Origin of the sequence: Flavobacterium sp., from assembly GCF_044357305.1 — a bacterium.
Classification (GTDB): Bacteria; Bacteroidota; Bacteroidia; order Flavobacteriales; family Flavobacteriaceae; genus Flavobacterium.
Map to the genome: position 1 here is coordinate 19,187 of NZ_JBIKPS010000028.1, position 15,966 is coordinate 35,152.

8 protein-coding genes are annotated in these 15,966 nt (G+C 34.7%); 2 read left to right on the forward strand and 6 right to left on the reverse strand.

Annotated features, from left to right (window positions below; translation table 11 throughout):
* Window positions 1-3: 3 nt before the first annotated feature.
* The 6 genes from ACIQ2J_RS13230 to ACIQ2J_RS13255 all read right to left on the reverse strand — a co-directional run bounded on the left by ACIQ2J_RS13230 (window position 4) and on the right by ACIQ2J_RS13255 (window position 7,552).
* On the reverse strand, window positions 4-1,875 hold the full coding sequence (locus ACIQ2J_RS13230) for a T9SS type A sorting domain-containing protein (protein ID WP_396170638.1): 1,872 nt from the start codon (window positions 1,873-1,875) through the stop codon (window positions 4-6).
* Window positions 1,876-1,889: 14 nt separating this feature from the next.
* Complete coding sequence (locus ACIQ2J_RS13235; protein WP_396170640.1) at window positions 1,890-3,137, reverse strand: hypothetical protein; 1,248 nt, start codon at window positions 3,135-3,137, stop codon at window positions 1,890-1,892.
* A 141-nt stretch (window positions 3,138-3,278) separates the two neighbouring features.
* Window positions 3,279-4,238: a helix-turn-helix domain-containing protein gene (locus ACIQ2J_RS13240; protein WP_396170642.1), complete on the reverse strand. Its 960-nt coding sequence runs from the start codon at window positions 4,236-4,238 to the stop codon at window positions 3,279-3,281.
* 822 nt (window positions 4,239-5,060) lie between these two features.
* On the reverse strand, window positions 5,061-6,599 hold the full coding sequence (locus ACIQ2J_RS13245; protein WP_396170644.1) for a Fic family protein: 1,539 nt from the start codon (window positions 6,597-6,599) through the stop codon (window positions 5,061-5,063).
* Between the two features lie 202 nt (window positions 6,600-6,801).
* Complete coding sequence (locus ACIQ2J_RS13250) at window positions 6,802-7,011, reverse strand: hypothetical protein (protein ID WP_396170646.1); 210 nt, start codon at window positions 7,009-7,011, stop codon at window positions 6,802-6,804.
* Between the two features lie 229 nt (window positions 7,012-7,240).
* Entirely contained in the window at window positions 7,241-7,552 is a 312-nt protein-coding gene (locus tag ACIQ2J_RS13255; RefSeq protein WP_396170648.1) for a hypothetical protein, read from the reverse strand.
* A 412-nt stretch (window positions 7,553-7,964) separates the two neighbouring features.
* Between ACIQ2J_RS13255 and ACIQ2J_RS13260 the strand changes: the two genes are divergently transcribed.
* Window positions 7,965-9,389: a T9SS type A sorting domain-containing protein gene (locus tag ACIQ2J_RS13260; RefSeq protein ID WP_396170650.1), complete on the forward strand. Its 1,425-nt coding sequence runs from the start codon at window positions 7,965-7,967 to the stop codon at window positions 9,387-9,389.
* 454 nt (window positions 9,390-9,843) lie between these two features.
* Window positions 9,844-15,966, forward strand: a 6,123-nt coding sequence (locus ACIQ2J_RS13265) for a beta strand repeat-containing protein (protein WP_396170654.1), incomplete at its 3' end; no start/stop codon positions are given.

The following is a 15,966-nucleotide window of genomic DNA, read 5'->3' on the forward strand; positions in this document are numbered from 1 at the left end:
TATTTATTCAATTAATATTTTTTTAGTAACTTCTTTTCCATCTTGACTTATTTTGATTTGATACATTCCAGTAGTTAGTGTTTTTGCAGTATCTATAAAGTTTAACCCAGATTGGCAAAGTTTAGAAACAAACACATGTTGACCTAAAGCATTGAAGACTTCAATTTTTGCAGTAGAACATATGCTAGGCAAAATGATATTAAAACTTCCTTTTGATGGATTTGGATAAATTGTAAAATCTAATGACTGATTGATATTAAGATTTAAAGTTGGATTAGAAAATACAATTTCAAATCGATTGGCCGTAGCAGAGTCATTAGCAGTATCAATAGAAAATGAATAGTTGATAGTGCTATTTTGAGGTATTTCCGTGTATGTTTGCAAAAAAGTATCGTGTAAATAAGCTGTTTCACCGCTCATATTGTTTCCTGTTGCAATAAGAGTATAATTAGTACCTCGGTATTGGCTTATTTTTAAAGGAATATTATCCGATTGTAATGCTAAAGCTCTGCTTTCTACACTCAATAATTTTACCCCATTTACGGTAGAAAATGTTTCATCTAGGTTAGTAAACTTCCCCGCATCATTTCCATCAACGTCGTTGCTATTATTAGCATCTAAAAATATTAATACTCCATCTAAGGCAGCTTGTTGGAGTGATAATGCGTTGCTGTCATACAATGTTAAACGAATAGAAGAAATAGTATTTTCGGAACGAAAAATGGCTTCATTTGTACTACTCGTATATTTGTAATCTTCTGTAAAACTTAAAGAAGCCGAACCATTAGCATTTGTTTTAACAAAACAAGCTTGACTAGGTTGTAAATAGTTATTTACTGATGAGTCTAAAAAATTATTAGTATTACTACTCAATATTCCTGTAACATAGGCACCTCGAGTTGCTACAGTAGGATCCCAAACGTAATAAAAAGAGGTATTGATATTAGTAGCATTAGCCACTACCTGTTGCATATCTACCGGACTCTGATAGGGATTTCCAATAAAACTATAGCCATTAGCATTAGTATTAAGAGAGGTGATAGTTTTTGTTCCAATGTATAAGTCGCCAGTTGCTCTAAGTGTAGTATTTGTTGCTGTAGGAGCGTTATTTGTTAAATCAATTGTTCGGTCACCTCGCACCATTAATCGATAAGCGTTACCGGCATTTAATGTTCCATTGGTGCTTGTAACTGCAGACCAAGTTGCTGTGGAATTATTAAAAGTGTACATCGATGGATTATTGGTTGCCGTAGCATCAAAACCATTTGTAGCACCGCCAGTTCCTGTAATGTGTGTGCCTAAATTAGGTGTATTGCTTCCGTTTTCTTGCCAATTAGCTTTTATAGAAGTTGAGGATGTTACAGGTGAACTAATAAACCGATATGCTCTGCGACCAGGAATATAGCGTTCTACCATGATGTTTTGTACCGCGCCTCCCAAAGAAGTTTCTACAATAGCTGTTTTTGTAGCGTTACTTTTCAAGGTAATTTTTCCAGCACCATTCAGAGTTCCTTGATTGGATATCAAATAATCGGTGATTGAAAACGTTCCATTTGAAATAGTTGCGGTACCCGCTGATTTATTTAAATCAATTTTTTTTGCGCTATCGTTAGCTCCAAAGCTTAGGCTTTGTGTTGCACCTCCTGATAGTTTTAAAGTTGCATTGGTTAAAGTTGTTGTGCCGTTATTAGTATAATTACTAGCTACTTCAAGGGTACCAGTTTCTAATTTAATCAATCCGTTATTTATTATGGCTTCATTAGAATAAAACGATTCAGATCCAGTGATAATAATGCTTTCGTTAGAAGGTACATTTAATTGCGCTATTGCAAGATGACAAAACAACAGTACTAGGATTATTATTAATTTTTTCATATTTTAATAAAGGTCTAGTTTAGTTTAAAAGCTTCCATTTTGGTGAATACTTGAGATCCATCACCTGTAATAGTCACAGCACTTAGTACATTATTGGTATATCCTGTTAGGGTTACAATATCAGTAGTTCCGTTCATGTAGATAAGCGCAGTAGCAGTTTGGGAACGAGTTAAATTCATACAAACAACGGGTTGCTCTGCTAGAATTTGGTTGATTGCTTGTACCGCACCATTTTTCAAAATTTGAATATTACACTGCACCCCATTTGCTGAAGTGGTAGTAAATGCAAAATGCACTGTGGCTGAAACAAAATAATATCCAGCTATGGTAGGCTGAAAACGATAGTTAGTAGCATCCCACCAATTGTTAGGGTCGTCTTTATCGGTCATTGGGATAGTTAAACCAGCATTTGTAATGGTTTGACTAGTTGCAAGTCCTGCTACCATAAAATAGCTACCGTTGGCATTTAAATTACCATTCACTTTAACCGAACCATTTACATACAGTTTGTCACTTTGACCTTGGGCAGTCACTCCAATTCCTACATTTCCAAGTTCATTGATGGCAAGACCTTTAGATTCATCTGCTCCTGCAAAGATTCTAAATCGTGGCGTGCTATTATTGGTATATTGATCAATTACCCAATCAGATGAAGCTCCTGAAACCGATTTTTTCAGGGTGACCTGACCACCCTCATTTGAATTATTTTGCGGATTTAATACTATTTCACCAGAAATAGTGCCTGAAGCATTACCCACTTCTAAAGTTGTGGAAGGTGTGCTAGTACCAATTCCTACGTTTCCATTTATTATGGTTTTGCCTAAACCGCTAGGGGTAAGTGTTAGGTTTTGATTGGATCCACCTGCTGAAAAGCTAAGCGCACTCGTTCCAGTGATAGAGCCATTTGTTGTTCCGGTTCCACCATTAGCAACGGCAACTGTTCCCGTTACATTGGCTGCATTGTCCGAAGCTTCATTTAACTTAGACCAAGAAGTACCGTTAAAAAAATAGAACCCAGGGGTTACATTATTTGGAGAGGTTCCAGCTGTAGACGTGTTATATATTAATAAACCAGTCGCTGGACTTGTAATAGTCACTGAATCAGTTGTTCCTGATAGGGTAACCCTTGGCGGTAAAAACCCTTTATTGGTTGAACTTACTTCTAGTTTAGCAGAAGAATCTGGGGTATTTGTTCCAATACCCACTTGAGAAAATAGTAAAGAAGGCAAAATAATAAGTACAATAAACAATAATTTTTTCATAAGATAAAATTTTAGCAGTGTTGAAATTTTCAAGTTGCAAAACTCTATCTTAAAAAAATGAAATGCGCATTTTAAAGTACTATTTTGGTGCTTATTTTAAATATCAGTACAAATTAATAGTATGAACTATACTGCCTATTATTAGCTATTATTTTGATAATCAAGTGGCGTAGTACCTGTAACCTTTTTAAAGCAACTAAAAAAGTTCGATTTTGAAAGAAATCCCGATTGAAACCCGATAGCTTCTAAAGTAAGGTTTTTATTTACAGGATTTAGAAGTTCTTTTTTGGAATATTCTACCCGATAATTAATTTTCATAACTGTGAATCGAATGCCAATATAATCTCTATAGCATATTGCAATATGGTGTTGAGGTACTTTTAAAGCTATAGTGAGGTCGCTAATTGCAAATTCAGGTTTTAAATAAGGCTGTTGATTAGCAAAATAGTCATTTATTTGATTTGTTAAATTTATAAAATATTCATTTTCATATACTTCTTCGTCATTAATCAAATCTCTTTTAATCGATTTTTTAAATACAATAGGCCCTGATTCAAAACGTAATTTTCCATACAATATTTCGGGAAACATGAGTAAGGTAAAATTTATTAGTGCAATCCCTAACACTGTGACGCTTAAGGTGTATTGTGAATTACTACTTTCAAGATATGAATGTGATTGCATATAATTAGAGAGAAAGTGGCTGTAACTACCTAAAATCAAAACAATTAAAAACAATAGTAAATATATCCATCGAAAAACATATCTACCTCTTGCGGTTTTTTTGCCCTTGTTATAATTAATTACTTCTTTAGTAATCAAAATAAAACTGAATATTAGGTATCCAAATAGAGAAGAAAGCCTAATAATATAATTAGTTTCCCAATTAAAAAATGAATTGAATGGAAATTGGTTTAACGCTTCATAATGTTTGCTGCAGTAGGTAATTATTTCTTTTTTCTGACTGAAAGGAAGGATTAGGTACTTGGAAATAGCTATTAAATGAATGAAAGCAGGGATGAAATGCAATAAGTCTATTTTTGAAAATATAAATCGGTCTTTAAATACCCCACGAATGTAGAATAATAATAGAGGTCCCATAAGTAAATAAAGAGGAGAAAAATTGTTATAAAACAAAGTAGACCAAAATATAGAAAATTCTACGATTGAATAATAATGAGTAATACTGTAAAGAGAAAGAATAAGCAAAAAAGCACCAATATAAAATGAATTTTGGTTAATCTTCCAATTGGAAAAAATAATAATTAAACTCAATAAAATCGACAAAAAAGATATTGTTATCAGCATGATTTAGGTTAATTTGATTATTGGAGCCAAACTATTTAATAGCTACTTTAAAACTAAATTTAGTTATATTATTTATTATAATCAGAACATATAAAACAAAATGATTTTTTTTAAATAAGATAGTCAGTAAGTGTCACTCGAAATAAAAAGCTAACTTCGTATTAGTTTTTTAGATTTAATAATCATCATCATTTCTCTAACTTAAAATTCCCTTACTCCATTTCCTTACTCCAAAAAAATATAAAAAGAGTGACTTTCCATAAAAAAACCCCTTAACAACTGATTATTAAGGGGGTTTTGGTGTAGCGAGGACAGGAGTTGAACCCGTGACCTCAGGGTTATGAATTGAGTTTTAGTTCAATTTTTAAGCCTTTTTTTGCCTTAAAAAAGTATTTTCTTTAAAAATGGTGCACGGTTTGGTGTACTGATTAGTGTACTGTTTTTGAAATTAATTTCGGGTGCAATATACTATTTTTTTTTATTTCAAATACTTTATTTTTTATTTAAAGGAAAGTTGGGTTTTAGACTATATTTATATATTATAAACCATGATTTGCTAGCAAAATTTTGATTGATTTAAAAGCAACTTTTCAAGTAGTTCTTACAATTTTTTTATTATTGGTTAAAATAACTTTGATAATGTTCTTCTATCTCTTTTACTTCAATATCCGTTAGTTCAATAAATTCTTTTTCAATGGCTCTTTTAGAAAGTTTGCCGTTATTTTGGTCCAGAAATCGAATTAATAAAGCTACTTCTTTGTCTGGCATTTCAAAAACATCATCTAAATAAGATTTCATTTCATCGTATTTTTGAAGATAATCTACCTCATTTGGAATTACATTTTCAATAGTGTCATTCACGCAATCGAATAGAAATTCTGCCTGTCTAGTAGCATCAAAATACCGATAAAAATCAATTGTTTCGTTCAGAACTTCTACATTATGGTTCTTTGTTGGTTTCCACTCTATAAAGTCCAATAATGGATGCGAGTAGGATTCTAACACTATTCTATAGTCGTCGATATGATTCAAAATTGAAGCAGAAATAGGGAAAATTATGCCTTGTTGGGCAAATTGCATTTTGCTCAAAATATGATGAATTAAATACCGGTGAATCCTGCCATTGCCATCTACGTAAGGATGTATAAATACAAATCCAAATGCGATTTCGGCTGCTGCTAAAACGGCATTAAAACCTGATTTTTCTAGTTTTTCGTATGTAGTAATCAATCCATTAACTAACTTTTCTAAATCTTCACTTTTTGCCGAAATATGCTCTGGCAGAGGTTCTGATGTTATTCTGTCGTGTTCCCCTACAAAACCTCCTTCTTCTCTAAATCCCATTTTGAGAAAACGGCTATTTTCTATTACTATTTGCTGTAATCGCAATAGTTCCTCTTTATCCAATGATTTTGTACCTGCTTGACCTATTGCTTTTCCCCATCTTACTGCTCGATTATTCGTAGGGGTTTCTCCTTCTATGGTAAAAGATGCCTTGGAGTCTTTTAGTAATAAAAATGCCGATGCCCGTTGTAGTAATTCTTTACGTATAGCATTTAAATAATTATTTTTTTTGTTAGGCAGATTCTCTTCGATAAAATTTACTAATTTTTGGGTCTTGAAAATTAATGGACAAAAATCAATTGTTCCAGGTAAGTTGTTTTTGATACGGTGTCGGCTTGAATTGGTACTTATTGGTAATTCAAATTGAATTTTTTCATCTACCAAAGCAACAAAATTACCTTTATCCAAGTCTGGAATTGCTAATTTTCTCTCTAATAGCCATTCGTATAAAAACCAAATTTTCCTACTGTATTGCCCTTGAGGTTCTATTTGTACTAATGTTTTACAATCTTCTTCAGATAATTTTTCAAATAATTTCTTGAAGAATAACAAATTTATTCCTTCGTATTTTAAAGCAAATACTAATTGTTTGTACAGGGTATCTTCTGGTTTGTGTCGAGAGGTGAAAACTTGCCAATTTTCAGTTGTGTATTGTCGTTTTTTTTGACTAATTAATGCTAATTGATTAGGTAATGGGATTGCTAAATTAAATGCTTCAATTATTGCACCATAACCAACTAGAATTCCTTCCTCTGGCGCTTTATGTCCGTGAAAAACACTTATGTTAAGTGAAAAATGCTTATTATTCATAATGATTGGTGAAAAATGGTTATTCAAAAGTAAGTGAAAAATACTTATTAATGGTGAAAAATGCTTATTTTTTTTACATTTTGGGAAAATTTACTTATTCTAGTTAGGTATTACAGCAAACCACTTTATTTTAAATTTCGCTCTGTAATAGTTGATTTTATCTACAATAATTTAAAATATAATTTTCTGTTAGAGGAACTAATTAATTATGTTTTTTTGAAGTAAACACATTTTTTAGCAGATAATCTATTGCATCTTGTTTTGTGAAGAGAACCTCTCTATTCTTTTTCTTAAACGCAGTTGTGAGTTTGTTTTTCTCTTTGGTGTTATACTCATTTACTAATTGTATATGACGTTGCTTATCCACTTCTGGAAGAGCAAGAAAAACGTCATATACAGTATTAGCATTCATTTTTTTTAATATTATGCCCTTTTGACTTTTTATGTTTTAAGTCATATGAAGAACCTATTAATTAGTTGATTTTTTAAAATAGATTTTGAAATTAAGAAACTAAAAAATGACACCTAGTAATGGATGGTGAAGGCATCATTTTTTAGAGCCATAAAATATCATTATTTACTTTCTATTTGTGACACTCTATAATTATCGAATCTGATTTGCATGTCTTGAATTATGTTCTTTAATACCAATATCGTTTATCTTTTTTGATATTTATAGATTTGATTAAATCAAGATGGGATTTAACGATTTCTAAACTGGAAGAAAGGCGGTTAATTTTTTTGTCTTTTTCACCGCTGTCTTCTTGTAGTTGTTTTACTTCTGTTATCTCATTAACATCCTCGTATGCGTTAATGGACATGTCTAGAGTACCACATACCCATTCGGATAAGGAAAGATTAAGTCTTCCTGCTTCCTGAATGTATTTCGCTTTTTGGCTTGAAGAAACTTTCGAACTGATTGTGAAGTTTCTATTTTGATCATTTAGTTCCATTTTTTTATTTTTTTTATTTTTTTTTATTATTAATTTTATGTTTATTTCCATTGCGATATCTAATTAGGATGCAAATTATAACTAACAACAAGTACTGATAATGTCTCTGGCTCTTTTAATGCTTCAATAGCAACTGTGGGTTTGAATGCTGCATCAAATTTTCTTCCACTTCTTTTGGTAATTTTCACTTGACTAAATTCATAATTTTCAATTAATCAAGTGGTTCTAATTTGTAGATGTATTATAGTGTTTGACTTTTAATGTTTTACATAAATTAGACTAATTTTATTAATAGTAGCTTCTTAATTAAATTACAATTGAACCAAATTAGCCTCATGAATGACACTTTTTCGCCAAGACTAATTTGGGATTTTCGTCTAATTTTACAAAAAAAATAACTTAAAAAAATATTATGAAAACAAAAATTACTTTTTTATTTTTAATTCTTCCTTTATTAATTTTTGCTCAAGGTCCATTCAATTTTGACACCTCAACAGAGGGGTTTACTTGCAATTCTTCTGGTGGTGCTTTAGGACAACACACAGTAACACAGTCAGCAGGGGATTTAAGAGTTGATTTTGTTACAGGTACGGGCAATAACCCTGTAATTAAAAAGACGGATGCTGGTATTGATGCGGATACAAATATAAACTTTATTGAAATACGATTGAAAAACGTAAGTACTATAAGCTATTTAAGATTTTGTCCGGCATCACTAGGTTCTAATTATGGAAGTATTCTAATTTCCACCGCTGATACGGACTACCATACCTACGTTATTGATGTAACTGCATGGACAGGTAACCCTATTGGTATTGATATAACGTGTAAAAAAAATACTGTAGCTTCAGGAAGTGGATCTGCCTATACTCCTGTATCCGGAGAGTATATTCTAATTGATTACATTAAGCCTTTGGCTTACCTTGTAACACCAGAAGTTAACGTTTTTAATTTTGATACAACAACCGAAAATTTCACTAATCTTACAAGAGCAACTGCTGTTCAAGCAACCGAATCGTTAAGAGGAACTTTAAAAATTAACTCTACAACTGCAGCCTCTACCAATGCCAAAGTAGCTTTATCATCATTACTTACTCATGTTGGAGGAACAAATAAGTATGCGCACATTACTTTAAAAAATACCTCAACCAATTCATTATTTCTATTAAGTGGAAAAGTAGCTGGTGTAGGAACTACATTTAATCCAATTCAAACCTATACCACTTCTGATACTGACTATAAAACCTATGATTTTGATTTAACTACTTGGGATGATGGGTATCAATTTCCAGAATTAAACTTTGCCGTTAAGAATACTTGGGTAGAAATTGAAACTTATGCAATAGGTGACATAGTAATTTCAGGAAATACCTATTGTAAAAATATATCTGGCACAAACAGTGTCTCGCCTGCAGTACCACATACAGATACTACAAATTGGGTAATAGTGAATTCTGCAGGAGCAATCGCTGATGCAAATCCTGCTACTAATGGTGCAATTGTTGGCGGTGCATTGGATATTAATTCTTCAACAAATTCTGTTTATGTTGATTTAATTGTTTTTGATAATATTGTTCCTTCAGTTTTAGATATTACTGATTTTGGATATGCAAACAATACAATTTCATTATACCCAAATCCTGCCAAAGAGGTTTTGAATATAAGTTCATCTAGTCAAATTGCAAAAATTGAAGTATTTGATTTATTAGGTAAAAAAGTAGCATCTAACAACAATAATTCGAATGTGAATGTTGCAGCTATAGGAAAAGGAGCTTATATAGTTAAAGTCGTGCAAGAAAACGGTAGTATTATTGCAAAGCAATTTATTAAAGAATAATTTAATTTTTTATTAGGAAATAGTACTATTAATTCTCTAAATAAGCATCCTAATTCTTTGAAAATTAGGATGTTCATTTTTAATGAACTAACAATTGGTTTTCGAATTGTATTTTTGATTCTCATTTCATGTGATGAAATTATTTTTTTTACTTAATCTTAACTCCAAGTTAAATTAGTATATCAATTTGATTATGAAATCAATAAAATTAGTAAAAATTTAGACTTTTCAGGAACAAAAATGGTAATAGGGACATTTTGTAATGGTAATTGAAAAATCTTGAACTAACAACAGATATTTTTTTAGATGAAACAAAATTGCATACTTAATGAGCTGTATTAACTCTTTATTAAGATATAATAAGATTTAATATTCTATTTATAAATCAACTAAGTATGAAGACTTTTAAAAATTGATTTTTAACAATATTTCTAAGCAAATTTAAAAAATGATTATGCAAGTACTTTATAAACATATCGCCTTACTTGGCTTTGTTCTTTTTTTAATTACAAAATCACATTCACAATCACTGCCAATTTCCTCTTATGGGGTGTGGGATCGTGGAGGAGGAATTCCAGACTATTCAGCTCCAAATGCCGATTTTGTCAAGGGTATAGAAACTACTCTTGATTGGAAAGATATTCAGGCAGGACCAGGAACAAATAATTGTGACTTTAGTGCTTTTCAAACCATATTAGATGTTGCTGTCGCCAATAATAAGTTGATTCGATTTAGTGTCAATGTTGGTCCAGATTGCCCTTTATGGGTTTTTGATAATGGAGTTCCGTTAGTAAATGTAATTAGTAACGCGCCCAAGAATGATGCGTATGCCAATAGAAACCCTTATTATCCAGACCCAGAGTATAAAGCTTACTATTTTGAAATGATTAGACAATTTGCCTTGTTTTTGAGAAATCAACCTCAAGTAAAATTCAATCATATTGCTTTTGTACAAGTGAAAACAGGATGCACAGGTGACGAAGAACCTTTCAAAGGAGATGTAATTAATCCTATTTATGACTTATCCACAGCACAATGGGAAGCATTTCGTTTAGAAGCATTTGCTAAATTTAAAGAAAATTTCAACGATGTTACTACTCGCAAAATTGTTTTAACATTCAATAATGTAGACCCCGTTTCTGAACCTTTAGCTTATAATTATGTAATGACCCAATTAGATCCTGTACTTGGCTTTGGTCTTAAAGGAGGAGCCTTTAACAGGGGACACCATTTATCAGATGAGCAAACCTACAAAGAGCAATGGAATCCATTTTTAATTAATCCAATAGTAAGTACGAGTAATCCAAATGGAGTAAAACTATTTTCAGCTTCAGAAATGGACCAGTCTTGGGACAAAGGTTATTTTGCGTTGAACTATGAAATAGGTTTTTATTGGTCAGCCCTTGGCGGTATTAATACAGGGCTTTCTTGCACCAACATTTCGGTAAGCGCCATGACATATGCATTGGCTAATCCCGGGATTATTGACGTTTTCAAAATGTACAACCGATATGCCCAACAGGTATATCCGGCAACTGCCACAACTGCTTTTTCTGTTTTTCACGAAGGACTCAATTCAGCCGATACAGTTAAATTTCCTGAATCGATTTATGGCAACGCTACTAAGACCAATCTAACTCGTTATCAAAATATATGTAACAATCCTATATACTACAATAGAGGAGCTCGTATAGATGATCCAATTGCCGTTGTGAGAGGACAAGTATTTCAGCGTGAAGATCAAGAGTTTTATAATGATGCAGGATGGAAAATTTGTGAAGGAAATATTGAGCGATTTATGACTCAAATAAACCCTGATGCAACCTCTATAGGATTGTTTAGAGTGCGAGGCCCTATAACTGCAACTTCTTCAAAGTACGATCGTTTTGCTCGTTCTTTCGAGAACAGTACCGGTAAAAATTCCATGTATTTCCAATTGCACAATCTATTACCCGTAAATAATAAAATATTGAAGTTTACCATTATTTGGCTTGATAAAAATGCGGGGTCAACTTGGGCCTTTAAATATAGAAATACTGCGGGAATTCAGACAATACCTTATACGGGGACAGGCACCAATGAATGGAGAACCGAAACCATAACCCTATCAGATGCCATTATTAATCAAGGCGGTACTCTTCAGTCCGATTTCATGTTGGTCAATACCGATGCAATTGATGATATTTTTAATGGGATTGAAATGAATATTTTTCAAGGCCAAACTATTAGTTTTAATCCATTACCATCCAAAAAAGTTGGCGATGCTGACTTTAGCCCAGGTGCGACAGCCAGTTCGGGTCTGGCTGTTACTTACACAAGTTCAAACATTAATGTGGCAACCATTGTTGATAATAATATTCATATTGTAGGAAGTGGCGCTTGTACAATTACAGCCTCACAAGCAGGTAATAGTAGCTATAACGCTGCAACATCTGTTGCACAATATTTGGCGGTTGCAATAGAAACCCAAAATACCATTACAACATCCGGAACGTGGACATGTCCGGCAGGTGTAACCTCTATTCAAGTGGAAACTTGGGGCGGCGGCGGCGGCGGCGGCGGCAGCTATTTGGCTGGTTTTGCCGGCGGTGGTGCGGGTGGTTCTTATGTGATAAATAATAGTGTTACCGTTTTCCCTGCAACGAGTTATACTGTTACAGTGGGTCCTGGTGGAGCACTAACTGGTAATGGTGGGGCTAATGGAAATAATGGAGGCAATACAACATTCGGATCAACAACTCCTATAATTGCAAACGGTGGTGTTGCGGGTAATGGTGCAAATGGAGCAGGACAATTAGGTCTAGGTGGTACAAACGTAACCGGTGGTTCAGGCGGTACAGTAACTTTAGGATTGCCTGGCGCTTCTGGGGCCACTGGGTCTGGTGGAGCTGGTGGTGCAGGTGCATTGGGAGGTGCGGGTGCTGCAAGTAGAACTACTGCCGCTAACGGATTCTCAGCTACAACTCTAGGGGGCGGCGGCGGCGGTGCTTATGGTGCAATATCAGGTAGTAATAAAGGAGGTGCTGGAGGTGCAGGGCAAATTAAAATTACCTATACAGTTGGTGTGCCGAACGTTCCTAATGTTGGAATTGCTACAGTTTCGGGAGTAAGTGGGCAAGCCTCAATTCCTTTTACAGCTCCTACGTTCAATGGCAACTCAACAATTACAACATATACGGCAACATCCTCTCCTGGAGGAATAACCGCAACTTTAAGTCAGCTAGGAAGTGGTACTATATTGGTGACTGGATTAACTAATGGAACTTCTTATACCTTTACCGTAAGGGCAACAAATAGTATAGGACAAAGTGCCGAAAGTGCTTCATCAAATGCAGTGACACCGTTTACAGTACCTAATGCTCCTACAATTGACACTGCTACGTTAACCAGCGTTATTGGACAGGCTAAAATTTCGTTTACCTCTCCCGCATCTAATGGGGGATCGCCAATTACTACATATACGGCTACTTCTTCACCCGGAGGTCTTATTGGTACTTTAAATCAGGCTGGAAGTGGGATTATTACTGTAAATGGATTATCTATTGGAACAACGTATACTTTTACCGTAAAGGCATCTAATGCGGCAGGTTTTAGCGCTGATAGTGACACATCTAATGCCGTTATAACTGACTATAGAATTTCTCAAAGCCTTACTTTTGGTGCGCTACCAGAAGTAAATTATGGAGATACAGTTCTTCCTGGGGCTACCGCCTCATCAGGATTGCCGATAACCTACACCAGTAATAATCCACTAGTGGCTACTACATCAGGAAGCACCATTTCAGTTGTTGGTACTGGTTCAGCCATTATTACTGCTACACAATCAGGAAATGAAACGTACACCCCAACCACATCCGTTTCTCAAACGTTAGTTGTAAATAAAAAACCCTTGACAATAACAACTCCAAGCATTGCATCAAAAGTATATAATTCATTCCCTACTTCAGGGCTTATTTCAACGGGGATCTTGTCGGGCTTTGTGGGTGCAGAAACAGTTACCGTAACTGCAACAGGTCTTTATGCAGATGCTAATGTAGGTACTGCAAAATTAGCCACTATCACTTATGCATTAGCAGATGGTTTTAATGAAGGCAAAGCAGCCAATTATAGTTTAGCAAGTGATACTGCCGAAGGTATAGTATCGCAGGCTCCCTTAACGGTTGTGGGTATTATAGCCAATAATAAGCCAGAGGATGGAAATACAATGGCTACTTTAAGCGCTTTGGGTTCTTTATCGGGTGTTTTTGCATCCGATACAGCTAATGTCACTTTAATTAGTTCAAGTGTTTCTGCTAATTTTGATACCGCTGCTGTAGGAATAGCAAAACCGTTGACCATAAGTGGATATAGTATTGTTGGTGATGCATCAGCGAATTACTCACTCACCCAACCAACGGGTATCACAGCCAATATTGAACTGCAGGCTACTATAACAGCTGATGGGTCTACTACTTTCTGTTCTGGAGGTTCAGTGCTCTTATCAGCAAATACTGGATCAGGATTATCTTATTTATGGTCAACAGGAGCTACAACTCCAAGTATTACTGCAAATACACAAGGAAGTTATACCGTTACCGTAACAAGTGCAGGAGGAGAATCAACTTCGGCACCTACAACAATAACTGTAAATCCAATCCCTGATATTCCCACTATAAGTACTGCGGCTCCCACTTGTATGGCTTCGGGTAGCTCAATCCTAACTAATTATAGTGCATCAAATACCTATACCTTTAGTCCTTCAGGACCTAGTGCTGGTACAGGAGGAGTTATTAGCAGTGCTACTTTAGGTCAGGCTTATACGATTACTACAACTAATACATCAACTTGTACATCAGGCTCATCAGTCAGTTTCACTAATTTGTCGCAATTAGCAAGTCCTACTGCTACGATTACAGCTGAAGGCGCAACTACTTTTTGCGCTAGTGGTAGCGTAACCTTAACAGCTAATACTGGATCCGGATTATCTTATTTATGGTCAACAGGAGCTACAACTCCAAGTATAGTTGTTTCAACAACTTCTAGTCCTTGGGTTACCGTAACGAATGCAAATTCTTGTAATGCTACATCAGTTGCTTCTACAGTTACGGTTATCGATAGCGGTATTACATCGCAACCCTCTAGTACTTTAATTTGTAAAATAATCGGTGGTTCAGCTACGCTTTCAGTGGTAGCTACTAATCCAAGCGCTACTTATCAATGGGAAATGCAATCTACAGCAGCAGTTTTAGAATCTACTTGGTCTAATGTAGTAAATCCTGCTACTGGTGCTGCAATTTATTCTGGAATGACATCGGCCTCATTAGGCATTACTAGATCGGCTATAGCTATTCCTCCTACAGGAACAAAATACAGAGTGAAAGTAACTTCTGGTACTTGTGCAACTGTTACATCTTCTGTTATTGCTATTACGGATGCTCTTTTACCAGTTATCCCATCAGCTTTAGTGCTTACTAACCCTGCTGTTTTACCCTTAACTACACCTGTTACTGCTTTGGGATCTTATATAGGTACTAACACACCATTTAAATTAACTGCAACTCCAGGTAGTGTATCTGATGCTGCTGCAAGTTCTTATGTTTGGACCTTGCCTACTGGAGTTGTTAGAACAGACGATTCTGGTGTATCTACTGATAACAGTACAACAAGTACAAATGCATTTATCTATGTTAAGTTTACAGGTACAGGCGCAACGACACCATTAGTAATTAACGTTCAATCGGTTAATGCTTCAGGCTGTACTTCACCTATGAAAGCGAGTGCATCTTTAACTAGATTATTGCCAACTGCACCTAGTGCTATAGCAATGAACGATGGAAATACAACTACGGCTATTACTAGTTTTGCCAAATACATGGGAACATCCACTGTATTAAGGTTATCTGCTACTGCAGCTGCTACAGCCAATAGTTATCTTTGGGAATTGCCTGCAGGAATAAACAGAGTGACAGCACTTTCGCAAGGATCTGTTACAACTGATTTAACCAGTACTGACCCATTCATTTATGTTAACTTTTTAGGAGTAACTCTTGAGAATACTGATACAAGTGTTTTAACTCCTTTAACTAAAGTTTTAAGAATAGGCGTAAAATCAGTAAATGGAGTAGGAAATTCAGTTACTCTTAATTCAGCACTTGTAAATCCTACAACTTCCTCTACAGCTAAATTACTAACGTTGAGCGCTGTGGCACCTGCTGCTCCAACAGCTTTAGCATTGAACAATGGAAGTAATCTTACAGCCATAACAGTGATTAGTAAATTCATTGGACAAGGAGGAGTTTACAGATTATCCGCAACCGTTCCTGCCAATACGTTAGCGAATCGTTTTGAATGGGAATTACCTGCATTTGTAACTCGAGTGACAGATATGATTGGTGAAACACCTAATTATACTAACACTAGTATTAATCCAGAAATCTTTGTTAAGTTTAGTGGTACTGCTCCATCTACTACATCAATTTACTTTGGTGTGAAAGCGTTAAATAGTGTTGGTTCGTCTGTGACTAATAATTCAGCTGCAACCGTTATTCCGGCTACTAGTTCTACTGCTAAGTTGTTAAAGCTGTCTACAGTAGTTCCA

Bases quoted from the DNA above. Each gene is read 5' to 3' on its own strand.
- ACIQ2J_RS13235 (WP_396170640.1), bottom strand. From the start codon at position 3,137: ATGAAAAAATTATTGTTTATTGTACTTATTATTTTGCCTTCTTTACTA.
- ACIQ2J_RS13245 (WP_396170644.1), bottom strand. From the start codon at position 6,599: ATGAATAATAAGCATTTTTCACTTAACATAAGTGTTTTTCACGGACAT.
- ACIQ2J_RS13240 (WP_396170642.1), bottom strand. From the start codon at position 4,238: ATGGGACCTCTATTATTATTCTACATTCGTGGGGTATTTAAAGACCGA.
- ACIQ2J_RS13260 (WP_396170650.1), top strand. From the start codon at position 7,965: ATGAAAACAAAAATTACTTTTTTATTTTTAATTCTTCCTTTATTAATT.
- ACIQ2J_RS13230 (WP_396170638.1), bottom strand. From the start codon at position 1,875: ATGAAAAAATTAATAATAATCCTAGTACTGTTGTTTTGTCATCTTGCA.
- ACIQ2J_RS13255 (WP_396170648.1), bottom strand. From the start codon at position 7,552: ATGGAACTAAATGATCAAAATAGAAACTTCACAATCAGTTCGAAAGTT.
- ACIQ2J_RS13250 (WP_396170646.1), bottom strand. From the start codon at position 7,011: ATGAATGCTAATACTGTATATGACGTTTTTCTTGCTCTTCCAGAAGTG.